A 26,115-nucleotide genomic window follows, 5' to 3' on the forward strand; every position below is an offset into this window, starting at 1 on the left:
AACGGCGATGGGCGTTACGCGTGGGAAGAGTGGGGGGTCAGCTCCGGCGTTTGCTGCAGGCGATAGCCGATTCCGGCTAAGCCAATCGAGACCAGCATCACACTGGTGGTGGTCAGCAGCGGCGTGGCGATCAGCGCCGATACCAGCAAACTGGTCAGGAAGCACAATCCCAGCTGCAGCGTATTCTGCAGCGCCGCCGCGCGGCCCGTTGCCTGAGGGAAGGGCTTCAGCGCCTGGGCGACCACAATGGGATAGATCCCGCCGTTGACCACCGCCATCATGCAGAACGGGATCATTAACGCCACCAGCGAGGCATGCGTTTGCAGGCCGACCAGCCAGGTGGCGGCAACGCTGACGGCGAAGACCACCAGCAGCCACGGCAGCATCTGTTGTCCTGACCATTTTTGTAGCAGTGCGCGACAACCATAGCCGCCCACCAGAAAGGCGATGGTCTGTGGGATATAGCTCAGGCCGATAGCGGTTGGGCCATAGCCCATTTCGTGCAGGATAAAAGGTGAACCGGTAAGCCAGGCGAAGAAGCTGGCGGAGCAGGCGGCGTAGATCAGGACGTTGCCGCTGTATTCCCGGGAGCGCAGCAGCGCGAGAAAGGTGATCTTCTGCTGTGTCACTGCTACCGACTTTGCGGCTGCCTTCAGGCGCAGGGCAGGCAGCATCAGCAGCAGAGTAATGGCAAACAGGGTGGCGAAGATGGCTTGCCACTCGAAGTGCACCAGTAGCCAGCTACCCAGCAGCGGGGCCAGCGCTGGCGACAGTCCTACCAGCGGCATAATGGTGGCGAAGATGCGGTTCGTGCGCTGGGCAGGATAGTAATCGGTGACCATCGCCTGCCAGGTAACGGCCGCGGCACAGACGCCAATCGCCTGCAAAAAGCGCAGCGCCAGCATCAGGGTAGCGTTGTGCACCCACAGCATCCCCAGACAGCCGGCCGCGAAAATTGCCAGGCCGCTCAACAGCACCGGTTTGCGCCCATAGCGGTCCGACAGCGGCCCCCAGAACAGCTGCCCCAGCGCGAAGCCGGCGAGGAACAGGCTCAGGCTGGCGCTGATGGAGGCAGCGGAGGTATTGAGATCCTGCTGCATGGCGGCAAACGCCGGCAGGTACATATCGGTGGCCAGAAAGCCCAGCACGCTCAGGCCGGCCAGCCAGACTAAAAATCCTTTCCCAGGTTGTGACATAACGTTCTCATTTTTGGAGTACAGGTACGATGCCGCAGAGTGTAGGGAGTGCATTGTGGCTTGTGAAACGCTAATATTTGTCACATGCATTCAAAAATTTTGCAGGCAGAAAATGTGGTCTGAATACTCTCTGGAAGTGGTTGATGCCGTGGCCCGCAACGGCAGCTTCAGCGCAGCCGCGCAGGAGCTGCACCGGGTGCCCTCCGCCATCAGCTATACCGTGCGTCAGCTTGAAGAGTGGCTGGCGGTTCCCTTGTTTGAGCGCCGCCATCGTGATGTGGAGCTGACGCCCGCAGGGATCTGGTTCTTACAGGAAGGGCGCTCTGTTATCAAAAAAATGCAGATCACCCGCCAGCAGTGCCAGCAAATCGCCAACGGCTGGCGCGGGCAGCTGTCGATCGCGGTGGATGATATTGTGAAACCGGCGCGGATGCGCCAGATGATCGTCGATTTCTATCGCCATTTTCCCGACGTCGAGCTGATCGTCTTTCAGGAAGTGTTCAACGGCGTATGGGATGCGCTGGCCGACGGCCGTGTAGAACTGGCGATTGGCGCAACGCGATCTATTCCGGTCGGGGGCCGCTATGCGTTTCGCGATATGGGGATGCTGAGCTGGGACTGCGTGGTGGCGAGCGATCACCCGCTGGCGAAGATGGAGGGACCCCTGAGCGATGATGTCCTGCGTAACTGGCCGTCGCTGGTGCGGGAGGATACGTCACGTTCACTGCCCAAACGAACAACCTGGCTGCTGGATAACCAGAAGAGGGTGGTGGTCCCCGACTGGGAATCGTCGGCCACCTGTCTGTCGGCGGGCCTCTGCGTCGGCATGGTGCCGAGCCATTTCGCCCGACCATGGGTAGATCGCGGCGTGTGGACCGCGCTGGCGCTGGAGAATCCGTTCCCGGATGCCGCCTGCTGTCTGACCTGGCAGCAGAGTGATGCCTCACCGGCGCTGAACTGGATGCTCGACTATCTGGGGGACAGCGACACGCTGAATCGGGAATGGCTGCGGGCGCCGGAGTGATCCGCGCCCGCCAGATGCCTTACCGACGATAATCGACAAACGGGCCATCCGCCACGGAGCGGCGTTCGACCAGACGAGGATGAACTTCGATAGACTGCGACTCTTCACGCTTATTAACGATACGATCCAACAGCATGTTAAATGCGGCTTCGCCCAGGGAATCTTTCGGCTGATGAATAGTGGTTAAAGCCGGGCTGAAATAGCGGGCGTTACGCACATTATCATAACCGATCAGCGAAATGTCCTGCGGCACCCGCAGCCCCATTTCATCCGCCGCGCAGATAGCGCCCATCGCCATGATATCGCCGCCGCAGAACACCGCCGTCGGACGGTGCTGCTGGCTTAAGATCTGCTGCATAGCACGGTAGCCGGACTCCGGCTCGAAGTCGCCCTGCACAATCCAGTTTTCCGGCACGCTGATATGCGCCTCTTTCATCGCCTGCATAAAGCCGGCCAGGCGGCCTGCGCCGGTGTTGCGCTCCAGCGGACCCGGGATCACGCCGATTTCACGATGGCCACGTTCAATCAGGTAGCGTCCGGCGATATAGCCGCCCTGGAAGGCGTTATCGATCACCGCATCGGTGAAGTCGGCTTTTGCTTCGCCCCAGTCCATCACCACCATCGGGATATGGCGATACTCTTCTAGCATGCTCAATACCGAATCCGGATATTCGGAACACATCACCAGCAGGCCGTCGACACGCTTCTGTGCCATCATCGACAAATAGGCGCGCTGTTTTTCCGGATCGTTCCATGCGTTGCCGAGGATCAGGGTGTAGCCCTTCTGGAAGCAGCTCTTTTCAACAGACTCAATAATTTCAGCAAAATAGGCGGCTTCGCTACTGGTCGCCAGCAGACCAATCGATTTTGTATGATTGACTTTCAGGCTGCGGGCCACGGCGCTCGGCGAGTAGTGCAGCTCTTTAATCGCCGCCCACACCGCATTGCGCGTCTCTTCGGCAACGAAACGGGTTTTGTTAATTACATGTGATACAGTTGTAGTGGAAACGTTTGCGCGCTTCGCTACATCTTTAATAGTTGCCATTACATCTCACTCCATGCCTTGACCTGATCGCCTGATCATCGATACGTAAACGTTTGCCTACACACACCCTGAATACAATTTTCAACATTGCATCACGTCGGGAAAACGACACAGAACGACAGGAAGGGGTCAATGGCCGATACGCTTTTAAATTAGCGTGGGATTTTGTCCGATCTTGGGGCAAAGTGGAAGAGCAAAAATGTGCATCGCCCTAAATCCCGGAAGATTTTTGCGATTTTTTGTGCAAAAATGAGCAAGCTCACTTTTGGTGTGGGGATAACAAGAGGGAAAAATGATGGATACCAATTTAAAGTTTTCGCTGATCACCACGGTTATTGCCCTCGGCGTGATCGTCGCTTTCAGCCTGACCGCCATACTGCACTAATGTTCCAGTGAGGGAGGAGCGCGGCCTCCTCCCCGTATCCCGCCATTATTATCAATTCTGCAAAAATCTTTTGTCATTTCGTTCACTTTTGTTTTTTTGTGATTGATGTCATGCTTTTGACTTCTGATGTTACGCCGTCGTCTCTGACGGTCTGATGGAGTCATTGAATGAAAATCAACTTTCCTTTACTTGCGCTGGCGATCGGCGCCTTTGGCATCGGTACCACGGAGTTCTCCCCAATGGGATTGCTGCCGGTGATTGCGAAAGGTGTGGACGTCTCAATCCCAGTGGCGGGAATGCTGATCAGTGCGTATGCCATCGGCGTCATGGTCGGCGCGCCGTTGATGACCCTGCTGTTGTCACATCGCGCGCGGCGCAATGCGCTGATTTTTCTGATGGGGATCTTCACCGTCGGCAACCTGTTGTCATCCATTGCGCCGGATTACACCACCTTGCTGCTGTCGCGCATTATTACCAGCCTCAACCACGGTGCTTTCTTTGGCCTGGGGTCAGTGGTCGCAGCCAGCGTCGTGCCAAAGCATAAGCAGGCCAGCGCGGTAGCCACGATGTTTATGGGGCTCACCATCGCCAACATCGGCGGTGTACCGGCGGCCACCTGGCTTGGCGAAACCATCGGCTGGCGGATGTCTTTCCTGGCCACCGCAGGGTTAGGCCTGCTGGCGATGGTCAGTCTGTGGTTCTCTCTGCCGAAGGGCAGCGCCGGTGAGCGCCCGGATGTCAAAAAAGAGCTTTCAGTCCTGCTACGCCCGCAGGTACTCTCCGCCTTGCTGACTACCGTGCTCGGTGCCGGGGCAATGTTTACGCTGTATACCTATATCTCGCCAGTGCTCAATACGCTGACCCACGCTTCATCGCTGTTTATTACCGCGATGCTGGTGCTGATTGGCGTTGGTTTTTCGCTGGGCAACTATCTGGGCGGCAAATTCGCCGACCGGTCGGTCTCTGGCACGCTGAAAGGCTTTCTGCTGCTGCTGATGGCGATCATGCTGGCGATCCCGCTGCTGGCGCAATCCCAGGCTGGAGCGGCCATCAGCATGATTGTCTGGGGCGCAGCCACCTTTGCGGTGGTTCCGCCGCTGCAGATGCGGGTCATGCGCGTGGCGCATGAAGCGCCGGGGCTCTCTTCTTCGGTGAATATCGGCGCGTTCAACCTCGGCAACGCGCTGGGCGCCGCCGCCGGTGGGGCGGTGATCTCTGGCGGACTGGGCTATGCGTTTGTGCCGGTGATGGGGGCGATTATCGCCGGTCTGGCGCTGCTGCTGGTCTGGTTCAGCGGACGAGCGCAGCCGGAAGAGGCCTTTGCCAGCCAGTAACGCGAGTGTAGGGAAGGGCTAAAAAAAACCGCAGCCGGGGAGACCCTGCTGCGGTTTGTCGTTTATGCCGCCAGGTTGGCCGCAACAAACTTCCAGTTAACCAGCGCCCAGAAATGGTCCAGGTAGCTTGGACGGGCATTGCGGTAGTCGATGTAGTAGGCGTGTTCCCAGACGTCAACGGTCAGCAGCGGCTTCGCGTCGGTGGTCAGCGGGGTACCGGCGTTGCTGGTGGAGACGATAGCCAGGCTGCCGTCGGCATTTTTGACCAGCCAGGTCCAGCCCGCGCCGAAGTTTTTCGCTGCGGCATCGGTAAATTTGGCTTTAAAATCCGCAAAGCTGCCGAAGGATTTGGCAATCGCGGCCGCTAACTCGCCTTCCGGTTCGCCGCCGGCATTCGGCGCCAGGCAGTTCCAGTAGAAGGTGTGGTTCCAGACCTGGGCTGCGTTGTTGAATACGCCGCCTTCAGAAGTGCGGACGATCTCTTCAAGAGATTTGCCTTCGAACGCAGTGCCTTTGATCAGGTTGTTGAGGTTAGTGACATACGCCTGGTGGTGTTTACCGTAGTGATATTCCAGGGTTTCTGCGGAAATGTGCGGCGCCAGGGCGTCTTTTGCATATGGTAATGCAGGTAATTCAAACGACATTGCTACTCTCCTTATAACTTTTTGTTTTAGCTCACATTGACAAGATGAGGCTTTCGCCTGAATCGTGTTCTGGCCACCCGACGCTGTCGCGTCACGGGCTGTTATTGTATTGAGAATGTTAACATTTGCCGCAAGCAGTGAAAAGCCTTACAACGATAAAGGCTATTGCCGCAGGCGCAACTGATGAAGGCTTAACCGTTTTCTACGGGGCGAGGCGTCAAACCGCTCGCAGATGTTGCAAAAATGTATAAGGAGACGCCGTCTGCGCTTTTCCGACTCTCGCAGGGAAGGTTTAACGTCTTCTGTTTTTCTCTGACGATCGCAGCCGCGCATCATGGTTGAGGGTGATATGTCTTTAAAATTAATGGTTTAATTAAAATATGCGCCCAGGCAATCGCCGCTATGCCAATAATTCATTGTCTATTTTGCTATTTGTATGACAAATATGACCGCCGACATGAATTTCCCACAGGATGGCTACGATGGCAAAAACAGGTGAGGTGGTGAGCCCGAAGATGATCCCGGTTGTACAGGGGATCGTTGACTGGATCGAAGCCCATATTTTAGACACCCTGCCGGTCAGCACGATTGCGAAAAAGTCCGGTTATTCGCACTGGTATTTCCAGCGGCAGTTCGCCATGGTGACCGGCTGCACGCTGGCGAACTACGTCAGTCGGCGAAAAATGACCATTGCGACAATCTATTTAACGCAGACGCAAGCGTCGATACAGAGTATTTCTCAGTGCCTGGGATACGACGGACAGGCCGCTTTCTGCCGGACCTTTCACCGTCACTTTGGTATGTCGCCCACCCGCTATCGTCGGGAAGCGCCGGGCAAGGAGATGAATATGCAGTATCCTTTGACGGTAGAAGGGAAAGACGCGCAGGTGAGGCGGTCTGCCGCCGTAGCGGCAGACCAGGATCAGCGAATGGTTTTCGGCGTCATGACGCGACGAGCGCCAACATAATGGCGAACCCAGTAATCCTCGCTCAGGGAGGTGATTTGTATATCACGACCTGTGCGTGGTGACTGAATAAATTTCCCGTTGCCGACGTAGACGCCAACGTGATCGGCAGTACCGCGTCCGCGGGTGCGGAAGAAGACCAAATCGCCGCTCTGCAGTTCATCACGATCCACCGGACGCGCATCGCGCAGGTGGTACATTTCATTAGCCGTACGCGGGATGTGAATTTTGACCAGGTCCTTATAGGCGTAATAAACCAGTCCGCTGCAGTCAAAGCCGGTACGTGGCGAGGTGCCGCCCCAGCGATAGGGTTTACCCAACTGGCCCATCAATTTGTTCATGGCGGTACTTTGCGCTTTCTGCACCCGGACTTTATGGGCGTCAGCGATCGTTAAATTCGCATCGCTGGCCTCAGGTTTACAGCGTTTTTTATAGCCCTTACGCACCACGCATTTGCTTTTGACGCTGTTCAGCGCCAGGGTCGGCTCGGCGCTGGCGGCGACCGTTTTCGCGCACTGCTTTTTATAACCTTTACGCAGCACGCATTTTTTCGTCGCGCCGGCGGCCTGACGATGAAGTGCGGTTTGGCTTGCTGCGGTAGTGCGGGAAGGGAGCCGGGTGCTCGAGGACTTTTTACTGGTGGTTTTAGCGGTGGTTTTACTTTTTTGACTGGTAGCTTTTTTCTTGCGCTCTGAGCCACTTTTCGCGGGCAACGCCTTTGGCGAAGCGGAGGCGTGCGTATGCCCTGACGCCTGAGCCAGTGGCGTGAATGAGATAGATGTGAACAGTAATGCACAGAGCGATATCGCGATTTTGTTTAGCCGCGCCACTGAGCAATCCCCTGATTAATTACAGACATGTACAAATGCCTGACGATGAATGACAAACCGGAATGATTCTAAAGCATAAAAACCCGGAAAGTTAATATTCTTTTGTATCAAAAATGTCGATTGGTTAACGATTGCAAGAAAACGCGTCAGACATTGACCGCCTCGCACAGAAAATGCGCAATGAGCGCCCGCCTGCGACGGCAAAATGATATTTTTAAGGCAACTTCGCGCAACAGAAGATAAAATATGAATAGTGAAAAAAATGTTATTATCCGTCCTGCCTACAGGACGCTACAATGACAAGTTACTGCCGTAGAAAGAAGTTTAAGGAAGCACGACAATGAGCTCGACTTTAGAAAAGATCCAACGCCAAATCGCTGAAAACCCGATCCTGTTGTACATGAAAGGGTCGCCGAAGCTGCCAAGCTGCGGTTTCTCTGCCCAGGCCGTTCAGGCGCTGTCCGCCTGTGGCGAACGTTTTGCTTACGTTGATATTCTGCAGAACCCGGATATCCGCGCCGAGCTGCCTAAATACGCCAACTGGCCGACTTTCCCGCAGCTGTGGGTAGACGGTGAACTGGTGGGCGGCTGCGATATCGTCATCGAAATGTACCAGCGCGGTGAACTGCAGCAGCTGATCAAAGAGACGGCGGCGAAGTACCACACCGACGAGCCGAAAGCGGAGTAATTCCCGCCATCCGTAAAAAAGCGACTTCCTGGAAGTCGCTTTTTTTATCACTCCGGGGTGGCCACGGGCAGCGGCCAGCCACCCAGACGCTTCCAGCGGTTCACAATCTCACAAAACAGCTGCGCCGTCTGCTCGGTATCGTACAGGGCGGAGTGGGCCTGCGCGCCATCGAACGCCATACCCGCGGCGATACAGGCTTTCGACAGCACCGTCTGGCCCAGCGCCAGCCCGCTCAGCGCGGCGGTGTCGAAGGTAACAAACGGATGGAACGGATTGCGTTTAAGCCCCGCGCGTTCGGCGGCGGTCATGGTGAAGCTGTGGTCAAAGGTCGCATTGTGCGCCACCATGATCGCCCGGCTGCAGTCGCTCTCTTTCATCCCTTTGCGTACCATTTTGAAGATGGCATGCAGGGCATCGTATTCGCTGACGGCGCCGCGCTCCGGGTCGTGCGGGTTGATTCCGTTAAAGGCCAGCGCTTCGGGCTGCAGATTGGCGCCCTCGAAAGGTTCAACATGGAAATGCAGCGTTTCATCGGGCATCAGCCAGCCTTGCTCATCCATCTTCAACGTAATGGCGGCGATCTCCAGCAGGGCGTCGGTTTTGGCATTAAATCCTGCGGTTTCAACATCAATCACCACCGGATAAAAACCGCGGAAACGGTCGCACAGACCATTCAGTTGAGCATTCTCGGACATCAGATTCTCTTAGCTGGAAAAAAGTAGCGCGCATTATGGCAAATTTTGCCGCGGCTTGCAGCAGGCAGGGGTGAAAACAACGGGCGCCGCAGCGCCCGGGCGAGCCATGGCATTAAAGAGGCCTGGCTCGGGAAGCGTTAGTTGCCCAGACCTTTGCCGGCATCTTTCTCTTCAATGAGCTCGATTTTGTAACCGTCCGGATCTTCCACGAAGGCGATGACGGTGGTGCCGCCTTTTACCGGGCCGGCTTCACGGGTGACGTTGCCCCCGTTCTGGCGGATCCGTTCGCAGGCTTCGGCGGCGTTGTCGACGCTCAGCGCGATATGGCCGTAGGCGGTGCCCAGCTCATAGCTGTCCACGCCCCAGTTGTAGGTCAGTTCGATCACCGCGGTTTCGCTCTCTTCGCCGTAGCCGACAAAGGCGAGGGAGTACTTGTACTCCGGGTTTTCGCTGGTGCGCAGCAGCTTCATGCCCAACACGTTGGTATAGAAGTCGATAGAACGTTGCAGGTCGCCAACGCGCAGCATGGTGTGGAGTAAGCGCATAATGTCCCCTATGCAGTTTATTTGATAGATCAGAACCTTGAGTATAGCGGCGATACGTCGCCGCTATCAATGGAGGGATTACAGCGTAGGGTAGTCGGTGTAGCCTTCCGCGCCGCCGCCATAGAAAGTTTCCGGGCGCTGGGGGTTGAGCGCCGCTTTTTTCTGCAGACGGGCCACCAGATCCGGGTTGGCGATGTAATCGCGGCCAAAGGCCACAGCATCAATGAGCCCTTTATTGATAAGATCGTTAGCTTTTTCTACCGTGTAGGCGCCAGCGCCAATGATCACGCCCGGGAAGCGGTCGCGAACTTTCTGACGGAAGGCTTCGCTGTACGGCTTGCCGCCCGCCCAGTCCGGCTCGGACATGTGCAGATAGGCGATACCGCGTTTCGCCAGTTCGCTAATCAGATACAGCGCGTCTTCTTCTTCGTTCGGGCCATTATCCACATTCTGGAAGCTGCCAATCGGCGACACGCGGATGCCGATCCGGTCAGCGCTCCACTCTTTGCTCACGGCGTCGACCACTTCCAGTACCAGACGGGCACGGTTCTCCACGCTGCCGCCGTACTGATCGGTACGCTGGTTCGCCGACGGCGAGAGGAACTGGTGGAGCAGATAGCCGTGGGCCGAGTGCAACTCAACCAGATCGAAGCCAGCGTCACGGGCATTGCCGACCGCCTGACGGAAATCGTCGACGATCCCCGGGATCTCTTCGGTTTCCAGGGCACGCGGCATCGAGGTGTCGGCGCGAATAGCATGGCCGTTTTCATCGCGCAGGGAGGTGCGAGTACCGGCGCTCAGCGCGGAAGGCGCTACCGGCGCGCCGCCGCCAGGTTGCAGGCTGCTATGGGAAATACGCCCGGTGTGCCACAGCTGGACGGCGATACGGCCATTTTCCGCATGAACACCGGCGGTGATTTTCTGCCAGGCGGCAATCTGCTCCGGGCTGTGCAGGCCCGGCGCGCCGGCATAGCCTTTGGCCTGGGCAGAAATCTGCGTCGCTTCGGTGATGATCAGGCCGGAGCTGGCGCGCTGGCGGTAGTATTCGCCCATCAGCGGGGTAGGGATATCGCCCGGCTCGATGCTACGCAGACGCGTCAACGGCGCCATAAATACGCGATTAGGGACGGTGACCGCACCGACTTTCAACGGGCTGAATAATTTTGCTTCCGACATAGTGACTCCTGAGTAGACCGGTCGTCTAGTAACTGATGAAATAAAAACGCCTGTTATACCGCAGGCGCCGCAATAATCTGTTTGGCGTGGGCAAGGGCGCTTTCCAGCGGCCTTGCGCTACGCGTAATTTTGGCCTGCAGGTTGGCCCCGAGCCACAGGGAATACAGCACCTGCGACAGGGTCATGGCCTCGCCGTCAAACGCCAGACTGCCTTCCTGACGTCCTTTCTCCAGCGCGTCGCCCAGCAGAGCGATAATCTGACTGGCACCATGGTCCATGGCGGTACGCATATCTTCCGACAGGTCGCAAACCTCTGCCGACAACTTGACGGTAAGACAGCCGCTAATAATCCCCTGCTGGCAGAACTGATTCAGCGTGTGCTGATAATAAGCCAGCAGGCGGTCACGATAGTTGCCGTCGCCATGATCGAAGTGGTCGACCAGGCGCTGCAGATATCCGGTGTAGTGATGTTCAAGCAGCGCGACGCCGAAGGCTTCTTTAGAGCGGAAGTAATGGTAGAAAGAGCCCTTAGGCACTTCCGCCGTCTTCAGAAGTTCGCTCAAGCCCATTCCGGTAAAACCGCGATGCATGCAGAGCTGCTCGCCGGTGACCAGGATATGTTCTCGGGTATCGCATTCGCTGTGTCTGTTCATGGAGCACACTGTAGTAGACCGATTGGTCTAATGCAAGCGTCGGCGGAAAAATGTTAGCTGGCGCAGCACGTAGTGAACAAAATTTGCGTCGGCGCGGGGAAACGTCTTCAATGAAAGGAGACGAGGGGACAGGAGGCGTGTGGTGGCAGAGCAGTTAGAGTTTTTCCCGGTGCAGAGCCCGTGCCGGGGAATATGTCAGACCGACGAGCGCGGCTACTGTCGCGGCTGTTTCCGCAGCCGTGAGGAACGTTTTAACTGGCAAACGATGAGCGATGCGCAGAAACAGGAGGTGTTGCGTCTCTGCCGCCAACGGCTGCTGCGCAAAATACGCGCGAACAAGCCGGAACCGGCGGAAGAACCGCAGCAACCCTCACTGTTTTAAACCAAAAAGTACGTATACTCAGTACACTTTTTTATTGAGGAAGCGGTTATGGTTCAGCGTATTGCTATGGCTCCCCAGGGGCCGGAATTTTCGCGTTTTGTGATGGGCTACTGGCGTCTGATGGACTGGAAAATGTCGCCAGGCGAGCTGGTCAGCTTTATTGAACAGCATCTCGATTTAGGCGTAACCACTGTCGATCACGCCGATATCTATGGCGATTATCAGTGTGAGGCTGCCTTTGGCGAAGCGCTGAAGCTGGCGCCGCATCTGCGTAATCGCATGGAAATTGTCAGCAAATGCGGCATCGCCACCCGGGCGCGGGCTGAAAACACCATCGGCCACTATATCACCGACCGCGACCACATCGTGCTGAGCGCTGAGCAATCGCTGCGTAATTTGGCGACGGACCATCTCGATCTGCTGCTGATCCATCGGCCGGATCCGCTAATGAATGCCGATGAAGTGGCTGAGGCGTTCCTCGCGCTGCATCACAGCGGAAAAGTGCGCCACTTTGGCGTATCTAACTTTACCCCAGCCCAGTTCACTCTTCTACAGTCGCGCCTGCCGTTTACCCTGGCCACCAATCAGGTCGAAATCTCGCCGGTGCATCAGCCGCTGCTGCTCGACGGCACGCTCGATCAGCTGCAGCAGCTGCGTATTCGTCCGATGGCGTGGTCCTGCCTTGGCGGCGGACGCCTGTTCAATGAAGAGGGCTTCCAGCCGCTGCGCGATGAGCTGGCGCAGGTAGCGCATGAGCTCAATGCCGACAGCATCGAGCAGGTGGTCTACGCCTGGATATTGCGTCTGCCCTCGCAGCCGCTGCCGATTATCGGCTCGGGCAAAATCGAACGCGTGCGTTCCGCGATCGTGGCCGAAAAACTTAGCATGACCCGTCAGCAGTGGTTCCGTATCCGCAAAGCCGCGCTCGGTTACGACGTACCGTAACGGGCATTTCGCCTCCGGAAAGGCGTTCCTGGTTTACACTTAACAGGGAGACAGCCATCCGGAGGTGTTATGCAACGATGTATTCTCGCGATCTTATCCCTCGCATTTTGCGCTGGCGCACAGGCCGTCAGTGAAGATGTTCAACTTAATCTCGTGACCCCCCAGGGCGTCGGGCAGTCCATCGGCAGTGTAAAAATCACCGAAACCGACCGCGGCCTCGAGTTCGCCCCCGAACTGCGGGCATTGCCGCCGGGCAAGCACGGCTTTCATATTCATGCCGAAGGCAGCTGCCAGCCGGCGATGAAAGAGGGCAAAGCGGTGGCCGCCGGGGCGGCGGGCGGACATTATGACCCGCAACATACCGGGAAACACGAAGGGCCGCTGGGCACCGGGCATCTTGGCGATTTGCCTCTGCTGGTGGTCAACGACGCGGGCGTGGCCGACCAGCCAATTATTGCCCCACGTCTGAAAACGCTGGATGAGGTGAAGGGGAAAGCGCTGATGGTCCACGTGGGCGGGGATAATATGGCCGACAACCCGCAGCCGCTGGGCGGCGGCGGCGAGCGGTTTGCCTGCGGGGTGATTAAGTAGTCTTTTCGCCAATCGTGCCGGCGATCGGGGCCTGTTCCAGCTGTGACAGGGCGCAATACAGTCGCCAGATTGCGGCGGCCAGCTCCCGGGCCGCTGGCTGATGATGGTGGTTCAGGACGTCGCAGATCCGCAGCAGCTCCTGCAGGGTGGAGGCCAGCGGGCGCTGCTGCACGCCGCGCTCGCTCATCACATCGCGCAGCAAATTGATGCACAGGTCGCGCACCTGGGCGAGGGGATCGGAGCGGGTTTCCCATTCCCGAAGCTGCCAGACGACGTGCGAGCAGTTGAGCAGCACCACCCCCCAACGTAGTAGCCAGCGCCGTGCCAGGGCATCTTTACTCTGACTGAGCTGGCTGACATGGTGGTACACCAGCGATTCAAATTCATGTTCGCTGTGCTGGGGATGTCGGCTGAGCTGATCGACAAAGTGACGCCGTAACGCTCTGATATGGCGTCGCCCTTTGCGGGCATCCGATCCCGGACTGAGCACCGCAAAAGCCAGCCAGGCAAAGCCCACGCCGACAATCTTGCTTAAGTTATCATTGAAAAAAGCCGCATAGTCGTACACCGGCGGATTGGTGACGGAGATAAACGAGCCCATAAACACGATAAGCTGTCCCCACAGGCCGGCATATTTGGGCCACTGTAGCTTGAGCAACTGCATGGTGGTCAGCAGCGGGAACAGAAATAGCAGAAACTGCCACAGGTCGGTTATCTGCACCATCAGGCCGAACTTCACCACAAAACTGAACAGCGACAGCAGCACCAGGGTCTGCATTAGCAGCGTCAGCGATCGAAACGGCGAAGCCGAGACCGAATAGAGCACGCAGCAGATGGAGGCCAGGGTCAGGGCAGCCGCGCAGCTGGTCCACTGGGTGCTGATCCCCCATGCGCCAATCGCCACCAGCGCGCAAAAAGTACGGATGCCATTGAGCAAGGCCTCTGCCTGGTCGGTGTGGCGGGCCAGGGCTGGCGCCGAAGGTACGTTGAACTCGGCGATCGCCGACGCATTCTCTACCCGGCGGATCCAGCGACTGCTTTCCAGATAAATGCGACAGAAATAGCGCAGTCGCGCCCAAAAGGCGATATGACGGTAATCGGCATCCGGCGGCGGCGCCAGAGGCGCCAGAATGCGGGCGACATGATAGCTGTCAGCATGGGGAGCAGCGAGTTCAGCAAGCAGCGACTCCAGCACCTGACGAGTGTTCGCCGGCGCGTCCGGCCAGTTCAGCAACATACGTCGCAGACTGGAAATGACGCTGGTCATTCGGAGCTGCTGATGCAGCAGGTAGTTCAGCAGGGGATTCTGCCGACGGAAGCGGTAGTGACTCCAGAAGGCCTGGATGCGCAGCAGGTTCATGGTGAGGATCTGACCAATCACGCTTTCGTGAGCGGTGCGGATGGCATCCGTCGTCTCCGGCACCCACAGCAGGCTGGCGTGCTCCAGCAGCCGGGCGTGCATGGTTTTCAGGGCCGTCAGCAGGTTGCTGCCGTCGGAGGTGCTGGGCAGGATCATCATCATGAGTCCGCCGCAGAGGATCCCAACGATGACTTCGCAGACGCGCGACTGAGCGATCACCCAAAGTTCGTAGCTGTCGCTGATGTTAATCACCGGAAACGCGATGATGGCGCAGGTATAGCCGGCAAGCTGAAAGGCGTAGGCCACGTTGTTGGTGAACAGCGCGCAGGCCCAGGTGCACAGCGCCAGCCAGCCGGAAATACTGAACAGAAACAGCCAGGGATCGTTCAGCGTATGGCCCGCCAGCAGCAGGGCGGCGCAGGCGCCGAGCAGGCTGCCGGCGATGCGGCCAAAGCTTTTACTGATCACGCCGCCGACGGTGGGAAAGCTGACCACTGCCGCGGAGGTCATCGCCCAGTACGGCTCATCGAGATCCAGCGCGTAGGCGATGCTTAACGCGAGACACATAGCGATGCCATTACGCAACGCGTATCGCCACTGTGGACGGGTGGCTTTAACCCAGGGCAGTGTGCGCCACGACAGGGCCTGCAGATTCATTACTGCCCGCCGATCGAGACAGTGCAGGTGGTGCCGGAGACCAGAGTGACGTCCGCCGGTAGCTCATTAAAGGCAATCCGCACCGGAACGCGCTGCGCGAGGCGTACCCAGGGGATATTCGGTTTGATGTTGGCCACCAGCCCGGTTCCCTGTTCCACGCTTTGATCGACAATCGCCCGGCCGATGCTGGCGACATGCCCGTGCAGCGTCTGCTGATTACTGTAGAGAATAATCTGCGCCGGATCGCCGATGCGGATATGACGCAGTTTAGTCTCTTCAAAGTAGCCCAGCACGTAAAACGAGTGGCTGTCTACCAGAGCAAAGACCGGGTGGCCGGTAGTGGCGTAATCGCCGACGCGGGTGGAGAGGTTGGTCACCCAGCCGTCCACTGGCGCTTTGACCGTTGTTTGGCTTAGCTGCCATTGCGCATGTTTCAGCATCGCTTCGCTGACGCCCAGTCCCGCTCTGGCGGCCGCCAGGTTGGTGGTGGCCGTATTCAGCGCGGTGTTGACGTTCTCAAGATCTTCAGCCGAGATCGCATTCTGCGACAGGTTGCGACGACGACGTGCCTCGCTGGCGGCCTTCGTTTGCTCAGCCTGCGCTTTCGCCACCTCGGCTTGCGCTTTCGCCTGCTGCGCCTGGGCGTTCAGCACGGCGATACGGTAGGGGGTGTCGTCGATAGTGAACAGAACATCCCCGGCGTTGACCCGTTGGTTGTCCGTCACGTTCAACTGCAGAATGCTACCGGAGACCTGAGGGGTGATCCCGACCTGCTCTGCACGCACTTTGCCGTCGCGGGTCCAGGGGGACTGGGTGTAGAAATTCCATAACAGCCATGCGGCGATCAGGGCGATGGCCGCAACCAACAGCGTTGACAGATATTTTAGTTTTTTCATAGCAAGGACATCACCAGGCAATCAGTAACACCAGGGCCAGACAGACCGAGAGCGCGAACAGCGAGAGATCCATCAGCAGGGGATGCCAGATGTCGCCGGCATACATCCAGTCACGCAGCTGACGATGTAAAAACAACCAGATAAAAAAACCTAATAAGACGGCTTTGAACAGCGGAGGGAAATAGACGGACGCGCCGAACACCAGGTCCTGCAGCGGCAATCCGGATGTGTTAAGACTCAGTTTCACAAGCAAAAATCCTTTGCCATTACAGGGGTAACCTCAGAGCGTGCTACGCTATAACAGTGTAAATCATTGTTTTGGTTTTTGTTGAATCAAGTAATTCATTTGTTTTGATAATTCAAATGCTGCACACTATTCTAAAATCAGTATAATAACTTAGCAAGCTAATTATAAGGAGATGAAATTGGAATCGCCACTTGGTTCTGATCTGGCACGTTTAGTCCGCGTTTGGCGCGCGCTAATCGACCATCGCCTGAAACCTCTGGAGTTAACGCAGACTCACTGGGTCACGCTGCATAACATCCACCAGCTGCCGCCTGAGCAGTCGCAGATCCAGCTGGCGAAAGCCATCGGCATTGAACAGCCGTCGCTGGTGCGCACGCTCGATCAGCTGGAGGAGAAAGGGCTTATTTCTCGCCAGACCTGTTCAAGCGACCGGCGGGCCAAACGCATCAAGCTCACTGAAAAAGCTGAACCGTTGATCAATGAGATGGAAGAGGTGATAGGCAAGACCCGCGATGAAATCCTGTCGGGGGTCTCAAAGCAGGAAGTGGAAACGTTGCTCCACTTAATTCGTAAACTTGAACAAAATATCCTCGATCTCCAGGCAAAAGATTAATTTTTTAGCGGCCCGGGTTGCCCCGGGCCGTTTTTTTAGTCGCCAGGGTGACGCCAGACCACCACCCGATTACGCCCGCTGTTTTTCGCTTCATACATGGCCGCATCTGCGCGCTCGACGCACGTTTCTGCGCTCACGCTTCTATCGCGCGTCGTATACAACCCCATACTGATGGTCATTCGCTCCGGCAGAGGGTGTTGCTCAGCGTTGACGGCCAGGCGGATACGCTCGGCGATCGCCAGGGCGTCTTTCTCGGCGGTGTTGACCAGCAGCAGGGCAAACTCCTCACCGCCAATGCGGGCAGCAGCGTCATCCGCGCGCGAATGGTTCTCCAGTACCGAGGCGGCAAACTGGATCACCTTGTCGCCGGCGACGTGGCCATAGTTATCATTGATGCGTTTGAAATGATCGAGGTCACTGATAATCACTGACAGCGGATGCTGGGGGTTTACCTTCGCCAGCTGCTGGTTCAGGGTGTCGTAGAAGAAGCTGCGGTTATAAAGCCGGGTCAACGGGTCGCGAATCGAGTTCTGGTACGAGTTGACATACTTATGGTTAGACTCACGGTAGAGCATAAAGACGTCGACCAGCAGCACCAGAATCAGGAACAGGGTACAAAGCGTTTCGAAAAAACGCGCCTGGTACCAGGTCTGATCGAGGTCCCCGGCGGTGGAGACTAGCTGGAAGAGGGTGTAAAGATAAGCGCTGCAAAAAAAAGCGCCGCTAAACCAGAAAATATTGCGTAATTTACTCAGGCTAATTAATAAAATAAGCGTGATAAACCAGATAGCCATCAGCAGCCAGCCGATAATACTTTGCCACAGCGGCGTGAAGGTATGACTAAGATCGTCGATAAAATTGAGGCTCAGCCACGGCGAGTGGCTGGAGTACATCCACGATAAAAAAATAATTGTTAATGTAAAAACAATACATGCCGCGAATGTAATTATGTGTGCTTTCAGCGAGTGCATGATGCGCTGGCGGAAGTAATACAAAACAATAGATGACATGAATAATACAGCCATCATTATATTGCGGAAGAAATAATAGATAACGGCGTCATTTTGATTAATGACCGGGGTCGTGCTGCAGGTAAGCCAGTCCGGATAGCTGCTGAGGGTTCCCAGCATCAGCAGCGCTGAACAGGCAAAGCCGAAAGCAACAGGTGTAAGGTACAGGCGGCGCTTGTTGCTCCAGTATTTCATGCCCATAAAACAGGCAATAGTAATATGAAAGACCATCAGAAAGCTGGTCAGTAGAGGAAATAATATTGATGAGGTAGTGCTGAAACTGGTATGAAAAAAAGCGGTCACTCCGGCAATGCCGAACCCGGCCAGTAAGCAAATAAAAACATATATAATAAAACGTTTAGCAACATGATTGACATGTTTGAGCATAGGCAAGATCCCAGAGAGAAAAGCAACAGCGACGTTCAGTCGACAAAGTATTATGACAATCTGAGAGTAGTGGGGGCGGTGAGATAAGATATTGCGCAGGCGCAATGATTGATGAACTACTTGAATATAATATATCTGATTGCTAATACGAATCTATTACGGTGGAATAACCGCGGCTGAAAAATACGATGCGGCGCAACGGGCCGCATCGCAAGGGGTGTTATCGAGGAGAAACGGTGACCTGGCTGCCGCTGCCGGCAATGGCGACGCGCTGACCCACAGAGAACGGCGTGCTGCCCTGTTTCTGCACCACCAGAATGGTGTTGCCATCATCCTTACGGATTTCCAGTTCTACGCCCTGGGTTTTGTTCATTGCACCCTGAACGCCCTGGCCTGCGACGCCGCCCGCGACCGCGCCAGCCGCGGTGGCAAGAGAGCGTCCGGTACCGCCGCCGATGGTGTTGCCGAGGAACCCGCCGAGCACTGCACCGCCAATGGCGCCGATGGCATTGCTGTCGTCGCCGCTCTGGATCTGCACGGCGCGCGTATGCACAATCGTACCGTAAGTTACGCTCTGCACCTGTTTGGCTTCAGATGCGGAATAAACGTCGCCGGACAGGCCGCTGCTGCTCACGCAGCCTGCGAGCGTAAAACCAATCATCGATACAGCCAAAACACGTAAAATCATTTATGAATCTCCTGTTCACCGAAGGTGTTCAATTGAACGTCCATACGGTTAATTATATGGCATTTAGTCGCCGGCGGGCATAGCTTCCGCCCTGACTATACAAAAAATAATAATTAATGATGCTTCAACCTAAACTAAACGCCGGTTCTTTACGGTGTTCTCTGAAATGTCGCTCTATTGTTAAAAAGTATTATAACAACATAGCATTAGCGGGCGCTTTATGGTGGAGTGAGGCGTATACGAGGGTCATGGAATGAAGGAAAAACGTATGAGATCGGGTCGCTTTATTGGCGTTATGTCCGGTACCAGCCTTGATGGTATCGATGTCGTATTGGCCGCCATCAACGAAAACATCGTAGCGCAGCAGGCCAGTCTCACCTGGCCCATACCACACCCAATAAAAGAAGAGATCCTCGCGATTTGCCAGGGCCAGTCGTTGACCCTCTCACAACTGGGGCGTCTGGACACTCGTCTGGGGCGGCTGTTTGCCGATGCCGTACTGGCGCTGATGCGCCAGGAAAATCTCAAGCCCACCGACGTTATCGCTATCGGCTGCCATGGACAGACCGTATGGCATGAACCGCAAGGCGACGCGCCGCACACGCTGCAAATCGGCGACAACAACCAGATCGCCGCGCATACCGGAGTCACGGTGGTGGGGGATTTTCGCCGGCGTGATATGGCGCTTGGCGGGCAGGGGGCGCCGTTGGTCCCGGCATTTCATCATGCGCTGCTGGCGCATCCCATTGAACGGCGGATGGTGCTGAATATCGGTGGCATCGCCAACGTGTCGCTGCTGGTGCCGGGGCAGCCGGTGCGCGGCTATGATACCGGGCCGGGAAATATGTTGCTGGACGCCTGGATCTGGCGTCAGCAGGGTAAACCGTATGATAAGGATGCCCAGTGGGCCAGCGAAGGTAAAGTGCTGCTGCCGCTGCTGCAGGACATGCTGAGCGATCCGTGGTTTGCTTTACCGGCGCCGAAAAGCACCGGTCGTGAATATTTCAATTACGGTTGGCTGGAAAAACATCTGGCCCGTTATTCGGGACTGCGTGGGCAGGATGTGCAGGCCACGCTGGCGGAATTAACCGCTGTGACCATCAGTGAGCAGGTATTGTTAAGCGGCGGCTGCGAGCGTTTGTTAGTGTGCGGCGGCGGCGCGCGTAACCCCTTGTTAATGGCGCGCCTGGCGGCACTGCTGCCGGGAACCGAAGTCTCCACCACCGATGAGGCGGGGATCAGCGGCGATGATATGGAGGCGCTGGCCTTTGCCTGGCTGGCCTGGCGCACGCTGGCTGGGCTGCCGGGTAATCTTCCCTCAGTGACCGGCGCCAGCGAAGCCACGGTGCTGGGCGCCATTTTCCCGGCTAACCCGCCGCAGAATCGGAGTTAACTGAAATCTTAAACACGGCGCGACCGGTAAACTGGACAAGTTAAGCGGAGGGCGGAGTGCCCTCCGTGACCGGGAAAGTCGAAGGCAAACGAATGAAAAAAATTCTTATCGCAGTTGTACCTTTTATGCTGGCGGGCTGTAGCTACTACAACCAGTTTGTCGAGCGGATGCAGACGGACACGCTGGAGTATCAATGCGACCAGAAACCGTTAACGGTCCATCGCAATAACACCCGCCAACAGGTGAGTTTTATCTATGATAATCAGCAACTGAACCTGGCTGAGGGGCTGTCGGCTTCGGGGGCGCGCTACACCGACGGCGTCTACGTCTTCTGGTCGAAGGGCGATACCGCTACCGTCTATAAACGCGATCGCATCATCCTCGATAACTGTCAGCTGCAGACGGCCAAACGTTGAGATTTCTGTCGGGGGGGCGCACAATAACGCCACCTTATGACTACATCCTCAATGGCCATGTCTGATAACGACGAACTCCAGCAAATCGCGCACTTGCGCCGTGAATATACCCGTGGCGGTTTGCGTCGCCACGATCTTCCTGCTGAACCCCTGCCGCTGTTTGAACGCTGGCTGCGTCAGGCCTGTGACGCGAAACTCGCAGACCCGACCGCGATGGTGGTTGCTACCGTTGATGAGCGCGGCCAACCTTACCAGCGTATTGTGCTGCTGAAGCATTACGATGAAAAAGGGCTGGTGTTTTATACCAACCTTGGCAGCCGCAAAGCCCATCAGATTGAAAAAAATCCCCAGGTGAGCCTGCTGTTTCCGTGGCATATGCTGGAGCGCCAGGTGATGGTGATCGGCAAAGCGGAGCGCTTGTCGACGCTGGAGGTGGTCAAATATTTCCACAGCCGTCCGCGCGATAGCCAAATCGGCGCCTGGGTCTCCCAGCAGTCCAGTCGCATTTCCGCCCGCGGGATCCTGGAGAGCAAATTCCTCGAGCTGAAGCAGAAATTCCAGCAGGGGGAAGTGCCGCTGCCGAGTTTCTGGGGCGGATTCCGCGTCAGCGTCGAGCAGATGGAGTTCTGGCAGGGGGGCGAACATCGGCTGCATGACCGCTTTTTATACCAGCGTGATAATGGCGCCTGGAAAATAGACCGCCTGGCACCGTAAACGCCGAAATTAGTTATCGAAGCGCTGGCGCTGAAAGGGCCGGCGCTTTATTCTATGTACTTTTCGCATCTGGCGAAAAGTCGTGTACCGGCAGAGGTGCAGTCGTTTATACATGGAGAATTTGATGGCAAGCAGTAACTTGATTAAACAATTGCAAGAGCGGGGGCTGGTAGCCCAGGTGACGGACGAGGAAGCGTTAGCAGAGCGACTGGCGCAAGGCCCGATCGCGCTCTATTGCGGCTTCGATCCTACCGCTGACAGCTTGCATTTGGGGCATCTTGTTCCATTGTTATGCCTGAAACGCTTCCAGCAGGCAGGTCATAAACCTGTAGCGCTGGTGGGTGGCGCAACCGGTCTGATTGGCGACCCAAGCTTTAAAGCCGCTGAGCGTAAGCTAAATACCGAGGATACCGTGCAGGAGTGGGTGGATAAAATCCGCAAACAGGTGGCCCCGTTCCTTGATTTTGACTGTGGCGACAACTCGGCGATCGCGGCGAACAACTATGACTGGTTTGGCAGCATGAACGTGCTGACCTTCCTGCGCGATATCGGCAAACACTTCTCTGTTAACCAGATGATCAACAAAGAAGCGGTGAAGCAGCGTCTGAATCGTGACGATCAGGGTATCTCCTTTACCGAGTTCTCCTACAACCTGCTGCAAGGGTACGACTTTGCCTGCCTGAACAAGCTGCACGGCGTAGCGCTGCAGATCGGCGGCTCCGACCAGTGGGGCAACATCACCTCCGGTATCGATCTGACCCGTCGCCTGCACCAGAACCAAGTGTTTGGCCTGACGGTTCCGCTGATCACCAAAGCAGACGGCACCAAATTCGGTAAAACCGAAGGCGGCGCCGTGTGGCTGGATCCGAAGAAAACCAGTCCGTACAAATTCTACCAGTTCTGGATCAACACCGCGGATGCTGATGTCTATCGCTTCCTCAAGTTCTTCACCTTTATGGACATGGCGGAGATCAATGCTCTGGAAGAAGAAGACAAAAACAGCGGTAAAGCGCCGCGCGCCCAGTACGTGCTGGCAGAGCAGGTGACGCGCCTGGTCCACGGCGAAGAAGGCCTGGAAGCGGCGAAGCGCATTACCGAAAGCCTGTTCAACGGTAACCTGAGCGACCTGAGCGAAGCAGATTTCGAACAGCTGGCGCAGGATGGCGTGCCGATGATCGAAATGGAAAAAGGCGCCGATCTCCTGCAGGCGTTGGTGGATTCCGAGCTGCAGCCGTCCCGCGGTCAGGCGCGTAAAACCGTTGCCTCGAACGCGGTGACCATCAACGGTGAAAAACAGGCCGACCCGGAATATGTATTCAGCGACAGCGACCGTCTGTTCGGCCGCTACACCTTACTGCGTCGCGGTAAAAAGAATTACTGCCTGGTCTGCTGGAAATAAAAAATAAAACCAGGGCGTGGGAAACCACGCCCTTTTTCTTTTTAGGGTTGTGGTAAGAAAATGAAGAACATCCTCGCCATTCAGTCTCACGTTGTGTTTGGCCACGCCGGCAACAGTGCCGCCGAGTTTCCGATGCGCCGTCTGGGCGCCAATGTCTGGCCCCTGAATACCGTTCAGTTCTCCAACCATACGCAATACGGTAAATGGACCGGTTGCGTGATGCCGCCTTCACACCTGACGGAGATCGTCCAGGGCATTGCCGACATCGACAAGCTGCAGACCTGCGATGCGGTTCTGAGCGGCTACCTCGGTTCCGCTGAACAGGGCGAGCATATCCTCGGTATCGTGCGTCAGGTGAAAGCGGCCAATCCGGCGGCGAAGTACTTTTGTGACCCGGTGATGGGCCATCCGGAGAAAGGGTGTATCGTCGCGCCCGGCGTGGCGGAATTCCACGTGCGCTATGCGCTGCCGGCCAGCGATATTATTGCGCCGAATCTGGTTGAACTGGAGATCCTGTGCGGTCATCCGGTCGCCAGCGTCAGCGAAGCGGTAGCTGCTGCGCGGGAGCTGATTGCCCAGGGGCCGGAGGTGGTGTTGGTTAAACATCTTTCCCGCGCCGGTCTGAGCATGGATCGTTTTGAGATGCTGCTGGTGACGGCCGAAGAAGCCTGGCATATCAGTCGGCCGCTGGTGGATTTTGGCCTGCGTCAGCCGGTTGGCGTCGGCGATGTGACCAGTGGACTGCTGCTGGTGAAACTGCTGCAGGGTGCCAGCCTGCGCGATGCGCTTGAGCACGTTACCGCCGCGGTGTACGAGATCATGCTCACCACCAAAAACATGCAAGAGTATGAACTGCAGGTGGTGGCGGCGCAGGATCGCATTGCCGTACCGGAGCACTGCTTCAGCGCCACCCGGCTGTAACTCCCCGGGCCTGCCCGACGGTCCGCCGGGCAGGTTCAGGCCTTATTTTAAGCCTTCAGCCGCCAGTGCGGCCGCCACCGCCGGACGCGCTGCCACCTGCGCCATCCAGCTGTCGATATGACCATAGGCAGCCATATCCAGTTTTATGCCATAGCCCCAGCGCAGCACGGTGAACAGATAGCCATCGGCGATAGTAAAGCGATGGCCGGTCAGCCACTGTTTATCTTCCAGCGACGTATCAACATACTGCAGTTTCTTCTCGAGCAACGCCCGCGCGACAGGCTTATAGTCTTCCGGGGTATCCGGGCGGAACAGCGGGGTAAAGCCTTTATGCAGCTCGGTGGCCACGTAATTCAGCCACTCCAGGGTCTGGTAGCGGGCAATGGAGCCCACTGGCGCCAGCAGATGGCGGTCCGGCACCTGATCGGCGATGTACTGCATAATAGCCACGCCCTCAGTGAGCAGGATGTCATCATCCAGCAGCAACGCCGGCACCTGACCTTTCGGGTTGATCAGCAGATAATCATCCCCGTTTTCCAGCCGTTTTTTGGCCAGGTCCACGCTCTGCAACGTGAAATCCAGGCCGCTTTCGCGCAGGGCGATATGCGAGGCCAGGGAACAGGCGCCGGGTTTGTAGAACAGTTTCATGCGTAACTCCTCGTGGCTGCAGTTTTCTGTATGTTAGTCCCGCCAGGGGTAAAAAAAAAGCCGCTAACCTAACGTTAGCGGCTTAAAAATAATTGGTTTTCCCTGCGGCGTCAGGCTGCCGCGGTTTCGCGTGCTTTCAGGTCCGCGCTGTCGTCCTGAGTCATACGGTTCAGCTTCGGCGCCGTGAGCAGCATCAGGGCGGCGATAACCGCGGTGACGATACCAATCTGCAGGAACACGTGGCCGTACACTTCCAGCGACACCAGCGGATCGGTGACGTTTTCCGGCACCGCCATCAGGTTGGCGATTTTCCCGGCGATGATCGCCGCGCCGGCGGTAGTGAGGAACCAGCTGCCCATAATGAAGCCCATCAGACGCTGCGGAACCAGCTGAGCGACCATCGCCAGGCCGAGGCCGGAAATCATCAGCTCACCAATAGACTGCAGCGCGTAGCTCAGAATGAGCCAGTTAACCGAGACGATGCCGGCGTCGCTGGCGAACTTCGCCCCTAAAGGCAGGACGAGGAACGCGCCGGAGCACAGTACCATGCCGATAGCGAACTTGTGCGGCATCGGCAGGCGGTCGCCCATCTTGTTATAAATGGCTGCCAGAATAGGGCTACCAATCATGATCCAGAACGGGTTCAGCGCCTGATACTGTTCCGGCTCGAAGGCGAGACCGAGGATCGAGTGCTCAACGTTACGAATCGCGAAGAAGTTCAGAGAGGTTGGCATCTGGCTGTACAGCACGAAGAAGACAATCGCTTCTACCATCAGCAGGAAGGCGACGATCATTTTACGACGCGCGGCACCTTTCAGACCGATGGTTTCTTTGGCGAAAATCACGACGATACCCAGTGCGACGACGCCCAGCACCATACGTGCGATGCCCTGGTTGTGCAGCAGCCAGGTGGCGATGGCGACCAGCACCACCACGCCAGCGATGGTCGCCAGCAGTTTGCCCATGTGCACTGGGGCAAAGTCCGGTTTCGAACCGTACTGTTTTACCCATTTCTGGCAGAAGGCAAAGTTAATAATCGTGATCACCATCCCCACCACGCTGAGGGCAAACGCCACGCTCCAGCCGAAGCGAGCAGCCAGCCACGGGGTTGCCAGCATCGAGAAGAACGAACCGATGTTGATGGACATGTAGTACATGGTGAATGCACCGTCCAGACGGGGATCGTTTTTGTCGTAGCAGGTAGAAAGCAGGGAGGACGGGTTGGCTTTGAACAGGCCGTTACCGACGGCGATGGTCGCCATACCCATATAGACGATGGCAGCATCATGGCCGGACCAGGCCACCAGCGCATAGCCGATGGCCAGCACGATAGCGCCCAGCATGATGACACGTTTGGTGCCCAGCACTTTATCGCCCAGCCAGCCGCCAATAGCAACCAGACCATAGACCAGCGCGCTAAAGGAGGAGAACAGAGTAATGGAATCCGCTTCCGACATACCCAGCTGTTTTACCAGGTAAACGGCCATGATCCCTTGCAGGCCGTAATAACCAAAACGCTCCCATAACTCGATCGAGAAAATGAGATAGAACGCGCGTGGTTGTTTGAAAGCGTTCAGACTCACGCTTTCTGCTGGTTTATTGTTTGCAGTAGACACATATACCTCTTTTTTTACATCCCATATTTACTGGGGGGTGTTCGGGGCGCAA

29 protein-coding genes are annotated in these 26,115 nt (G+C 56.7%); 14 read left to right on the forward strand and 15 right to left on the reverse strand.

The features are described from left to right. Positions 1 to 14: 14 nt before the first annotated feature. Positions 15 to 1,196, reverse strand: a complete 1,182-nt coding sequence (gene punC / locus N438_RS01580) for a purine nucleoside transporter PunC (RefSeq protein ID WP_012541514.1) — start codon at positions 1,194 to 1,196, stop codon at positions 15 to 17. A 112-nt stretch (positions 1,197 to 1,308) separates the two neighbouring features. Between punC and punR the strand changes: the two genes are divergently transcribed. Further along, entirely contained in the window at positions 1,309 to 2,220 is a 912-nt protein-coding gene (gene punR, locus N438_RS01585) for a DNA-binding transcriptional activator PunR (protein WP_012968035.1), read from the forward strand. A 19-nt stretch (positions 2,221 to 2,239) separates the two neighbouring features. Here the strand turns inward: punR and purR are convergent, their stop codons facing one another. Then, positions 2,240 to 3,265, reverse strand: a complete 1,026-nt coding sequence (gene purR, locus N438_RS01590) for an HTH-type transcriptional repressor PurR (protein WP_004202888.1) — start codon at positions 3,263 to 3,265, stop codon at positions 2,240 to 2,242. A 292-nt stretch (positions 3,266 to 3,557) separates the two neighbouring features. On the opposite strand from purR, the gene N438_RS01595 reads away from it, so the two are divergent. Together N438_RS01595 and N438_RS01600 are read left to right on the forward strand one after the other, a co-directional pair. Then, positions 3,558 to 3,650, forward strand: coding sequence for a YnhF family membrane protein (locus N438_RS01595; RefSeq protein ID WP_012968036.1), 93 nt, complete (start codon positions 3,558 to 3,560; stop codon positions 3,648 to 3,650). Positions 3,651 to 3,817: 167 nt separating this feature from the next. Next, positions 3,818 to 4,984: an MFS transporter gene (locus N438_RS01600; protein WP_002907773.1), complete on the forward strand. Its 1,167-nt coding sequence runs from the start codon at positions 3,818 to 3,820 to the stop codon at positions 4,982 to 4,984. Positions 4,985 to 5,046: 62 nt separating this feature from the next. Here the strand turns inward: N438_RS01600 and sodB are convergent, their stop codons facing one another. Further along, a complete protein-coding gene (gene sodB / locus N438_RS01605; protein ID WP_002907771.1) occupies positions 5,047 to 5,628 on the reverse strand; it encodes a superoxide dismutase [Fe] in 582 nt (193 codons plus the stop codon). A gap of 482 nt (positions 5,629 to 6,110) precedes the next feature. Between sodB and N438_RS01610 the strand changes: the two genes are divergently transcribed. After that, on the forward strand, positions 6,111 to 6,596 hold the full coding sequence (locus N438_RS01610) for an AraC family transcriptional regulator (protein WP_008804621.1): 486 nt from the start codon (positions 6,111 to 6,113) through the stop codon (positions 6,594 to 6,596). On the opposite strand, the gene N438_RS01615 is transcribed toward N438_RS01610, so the two are convergent. Then, on the reverse strand, positions 6,551 to 7,423 hold the full coding sequence (locus N438_RS01615) for a C40 family peptidase (RefSeq protein WP_012968037.1): 873 nt from the start codon (positions 7,421 to 7,423) through the stop codon (positions 6,551 to 6,553). The genes N438_RS01610 and N438_RS01615 overlap by 46 nt on opposite strands. 340 nt (positions 7,424 to 7,763) lie before the next feature. Here N438_RS01615 and N438_RS01620 point away from each other — a divergent pair, with 340 nt between their 5' ends. Next, positions 7,764 to 8,111 (forward strand): Grx4 family monothiol glutaredoxin, encoded by a 348-nt coding sequence (locus N438_RS01620; protein ID WP_002907768.1) that lies wholly within the window; start codon positions 7,764 to 7,766, stop codon positions 8,109 to 8,111. Between the two features lie 47 nt (positions 8,112 to 8,158). Here the strand turns inward: N438_RS01620 and rnt are convergent, their stop codons facing one another. From rnt to N438_RS01640, 4 genes are all read right to left on the reverse strand, one after another. After that, a complete protein-coding gene (gene rnt, locus N438_RS01625; RefSeq protein ID WP_008804623.1) occupies positions 8,159 to 8,806 on the reverse strand; it encodes a ribonuclease T in 648 nt (215 codons plus the stop codon). Between the two features lie 137 nt (positions 8,807 to 8,943). Continuing rightward, a complete protein-coding gene (gene gloA / locus N438_RS01630) occupies positions 8,944 to 9,351 on the reverse strand; it encodes a lactoylglutathione lyase (RefSeq protein ID WP_002907764.1) in 408 nt (135 codons plus the stop codon). Between the two features lie 78 nt (positions 9,352 to 9,429). Beyond that, positions 9,430 to 10,527, reverse strand: a complete 1,098-nt coding sequence (locus N438_RS01635; protein ID WP_012968038.1) for an alkene reductase — start codon at positions 10,525 to 10,527, stop codon at positions 9,430 to 9,432. 53 nt (positions 10,528 to 10,580) lie between these two features. Next, positions 10,581 to 11,180 (reverse strand): TetR/AcrR family transcriptional regulator, encoded by a 600-nt coding sequence (locus tag N438_RS01640; RefSeq protein WP_008804625.1) that lies wholly within the window; start codon positions 11,178 to 11,180, stop codon positions 10,581 to 10,583. Positions 11,181 to 11,319: 139 nt separating this feature from the next. On the opposite strand from N438_RS01640, the gene N438_RS01645 reads away from it, so the two are divergent. The 3 genes from N438_RS01645 (at position 11,320) to sodC (ending at position 13,098) form a co-directional block, all read left to right on the forward strand. Further along, positions 11,320 to 11,562, forward strand: coding sequence for a DUF1289 domain-containing protein (locus N438_RS01645; RefSeq protein WP_008804626.1), 243 nt, complete (start codon positions 11,320 to 11,322; stop codon positions 11,560 to 11,562). Positions 11,563 to 11,610: 48 nt separating this feature from the next. Beyond that, entirely contained in the window at positions 11,611 to 12,507 is an 897-nt protein-coding gene (locus N438_RS01650) for an aldo/keto reductase family oxidoreductase (RefSeq protein WP_008804627.1), read from the forward strand. Between the two features lie 69 nt (positions 12,508 to 12,576). Further along, positions 12,577 to 13,098 (forward strand): superoxide dismutase [Cu-Zn] SodC, encoded by a 522-nt coding sequence (gene sodC / locus N438_RS01655; RefSeq protein WP_008804628.1) that lies wholly within the window; start codon positions 12,577 to 12,579, stop codon positions 13,096 to 13,098. On the opposite strand, the gene N438_RS01660 is transcribed toward sodC, so the two are convergent. Genes N438_RS01660 through N438_RS01670 form a run of 3 tightly spaced genes read right to left on the reverse strand, consistent with a single transcriptional unit; the run spans position 13,091 to position 16,258 of the window. After that, entirely contained in the window at positions 13,091 to 15,115 is a 2,025-nt protein-coding gene (locus N438_RS01660; protein ID WP_023297740.1) for an FUSC family protein, read from the reverse strand. The genes sodC and N438_RS01660 overlap by 8 nt on opposite strands. Further along, on the reverse strand, positions 15,115 to 16,011 hold the full coding sequence (locus N438_RS01665; protein ID WP_012968041.1) for an HlyD family secretion protein: 897 nt from the start codon (positions 16,009 to 16,011) through the stop codon (positions 15,115 to 15,117). Before N438_RS01665 ends, N438_RS01660 begins: the two co-directional genes overlap by 1 nt. Before the next feature lie 10 nt (positions 16,012 to 16,021). Then, positions 16,022 to 16,258 (reverse strand): DUF1656 domain-containing protein, encoded by a 237-nt coding sequence (locus N438_RS01670; protein ID WP_004143834.1) that lies wholly within the window; start codon positions 16,256 to 16,258, stop codon positions 16,022 to 16,024. Positions 16,259 to 16,430: 172 nt separating this feature from the next. Between N438_RS01670 and slyA the strand changes: the two genes are divergently transcribed. Next, complete coding sequence (slyA, locus tag N438_RS01675; protein ID WP_008804631.1) at positions 16,431 to 16,871, forward strand: transcriptional regulator SlyA; 441 nt, start codon at positions 16,431 to 16,433, stop codon at positions 16,869 to 16,871. A 35-nt stretch (positions 16,872 to 16,906) separates the two neighbouring features. Here the strand turns inward: slyA and N438_RS01680 are convergent, their stop codons facing one another. Both N438_RS01680 and slyB read right to left on the reverse strand, forming a co-directional pair. Continuing rightward, on the reverse strand, positions 16,907 to 18,268 hold the full coding sequence (locus N438_RS01680) for a GGDEF domain-containing protein (protein WP_038422652.1): 1,362 nt from the start codon (positions 18,266 to 18,268) through the stop codon (positions 16,907 to 16,909). Between the two features lie 220 nt (positions 18,269 to 18,488). Beyond that, the gene (gene slyB, locus N438_RS01685; RefSeq protein ID WP_008804633.1) at positions 18,489 to 18,956 is read right to left on the reverse strand and encodes an outer membrane lipoprotein SlyB; all 468 of its coding nucleotides are present in this window, start codon (positions 18,954 to 18,956) and stop codon (positions 18,489 to 18,491) included. Between the two features lie 268 nt (positions 18,957 to 19,224). On the opposite strand from slyB, the gene anmK reads away from it, so the two are divergent. The 5 genes from anmK (at position 19,225) to pdxY (ending at position 23,799) form a co-directional block, all read left to right on the forward strand. After that, the gene (gene anmK, locus N438_RS01690) at positions 19,225 to 20,349 is read left to right on the forward strand and encodes an anhydro-N-acetylmuramic acid kinase (RefSeq protein ID WP_008804634.1); all 1,125 of its coding nucleotides are present in this window, start codon (positions 19,225 to 19,227) and stop codon (positions 20,347 to 20,349) included. 92 nt (positions 20,350 to 20,441) lie between these two features. Beyond that, positions 20,442 to 20,765, forward strand: a complete 324-nt coding sequence (mliC, locus tag N438_RS01695; RefSeq protein WP_032691200.1) for a C-type lysozyme inhibitor — start codon at positions 20,442 to 20,444, stop codon at positions 20,763 to 20,765. Between the two features lie 57 nt (positions 20,766 to 20,822). Further along, positions 20,823 to 21,479, forward strand: a complete 657-nt coding sequence (gene pdxH / locus N438_RS01700; RefSeq protein ID WP_032731006.1) for a pyridoxamine 5'-phosphate oxidase — start codon at positions 20,823 to 20,825, stop codon at positions 21,477 to 21,479. Positions 21,480 to 21,603: 124 nt separating this feature from the next. Next, entirely contained in the window at positions 21,604 to 22,878 is a 1,275-nt protein-coding gene (gene tyrS, locus N438_RS01705) for a tyrosine--tRNA ligase (RefSeq protein WP_012968045.1), read from the forward strand. A gap of 60 nt (positions 22,879 to 22,938) precedes the next feature. Next, positions 22,939 to 23,799, forward strand: coding sequence for a pyridoxal kinase PdxY (gene pdxY / locus N438_RS01710; protein ID WP_008804638.1), 861 nt, complete (start codon positions 22,939 to 22,941; stop codon positions 23,797 to 23,799). 42 nt (positions 23,800 to 23,841) lie between these two features. Here the strand turns inward: pdxY and gstA are convergent, their stop codons facing one another. Further along, on the reverse strand, positions 23,842 to 24,447 hold the full coding sequence (gene gstA, locus N438_RS01715; RefSeq protein WP_008804639.1) for a glutathione transferase GstA: 606 nt from the start codon (positions 24,445 to 24,447) through the stop codon (positions 23,842 to 23,844). Positions 24,448 to 24,557: 110 nt separating this feature from the next. After that, complete coding sequence (gene dtpA / locus N438_RS01720; RefSeq protein WP_012968048.1) at positions 24,558 to 26,063, reverse strand: dipeptide/tripeptide permease DtpA; 1,506 nt, start codon at positions 26,061 to 26,063, stop codon at positions 24,558 to 24,560. Between the last annotated feature and the right edge of the window lie 52 nt (positions 26,064 to 26,115).

The organism is Klebsiella sp. GL120222-02, from assembly GCF_003097195.1.
GTDB lineage: Bacteria > Pseudomonadota > Gammaproteobacteria > Enterobacterales > Enterobacteriaceae > Klebsiella > Klebsiella variicola.